Origin of the sequence: Pseudomonas sp. K5002 (assembly GCF_013386655.1) — a bacterium.
In the GTDB taxonomy this organism is placed as follows: Bacteria; Pseudomonadota; Gammaproteobacteria; order Pseudomonadales; family Pseudomonadaceae; genus Aquipseudomonas.
The window spans coordinates 1-1,057 of record NZ_JACARK010000614.1 but is presented as its reverse complement, the minus strand read 5'-3'; the positions used below and the strand labels follow the sequence as shown (position 1 = coordinate 1,057).

The following is a 1,057-nucleotide window of genomic DNA, read 5'->3' as shown; positions in this document are numbered from 1 at the left end:
TGGTGCTGGTCAACGGCAAGCGCCGCCACAACAGCGCGCTGCTGAACAACGCCACCTCCCTCAACTCCGGCTCGCAACCGGTGGACCTGGACATGATCCCCACCGCCCTGGTGGATCACATCGAAGTCCTGCGTGACGGCGCCTCGGCGCAATACGGGTCGGACGCCATCGGCGGCGTGATCAACATCGTGCTCAAGCAAACCGACCACGGCGGCAGCTTGTCCACCACCTACGGCCAGAACTATGAAAACGGCGATGGCGAAACCGTGCGTCAAACCGGCAATGTCGGCCTGGCCCTGCCCAACGACGGTTTCATCAACCTCGCCCTGGACGTGAAGAAACAGGACGTCTCGGACCGTTCCGATGCGGCGCCGTACACCGACAGTGCCGGCAACACCAGCCAACGCCACACCTACTACGGCACCGGCTTGCCCGAGGCGAAGAACTTCAGCCTCGGCTACAACGCCGAGCTGCCGGTCGCCGACGCGCTGACCCTGTACTCGTTCTCGACCTACACCCACCGCAACTCGGAAAAGCCCCTGGCATTCCACCAGCCTCCGTCGTTCAACGGCATCCAGACCCCTTACCCGGAAGGTATCGAAGACAACCTGCGCTTCATCGAAGACGACTTCCAGGTGGCGTTTGGCGGCAAGGGCCAGGCCGCCGGCTGGGACTATGACCTGTCGAGCACCTACGGCCAGGACCATGCCCGGGCCACCCTCACCGACACCTACAACCTGAGCTACGGCCCGAACTCACCGACCTCGGTCGACACCGGCGTAAAAACCTTCAGCCAGTGGACCAACAACCTCGACCTGACCCGCGCCTTCGACCTCGGCCTGTACAAGCCGACGCAGATTTCCTGGGGCCTGGAACAGCGCTACGAAGACTACAAGATCGGCAAGGGTGACCTCGCCTCCTACGCCAGCGGGCCGTTCGACACCGGTGCCAACGGCGCGATCATTCCACCCGGGACCATTTCCGGTGCCGGTACCACCCCGGCCGACGCCGCCGAAAAAAGCCGCATCAGCCTCGCGGGCTACGGCGAGATCGGCCA

General features: G+C 64.0%; 1 protein-coding gene. It reads left to right on the top strand.

The window, feature by feature from the left end; translation table 11 throughout:
- The coding region (locus HX846_RS24780) for a TonB-dependent receptor plug domain-containing protein (protein ID WP_178966281.1) at window positions 1-1,057 on the top strand (1,057 nt) is incomplete at both ends.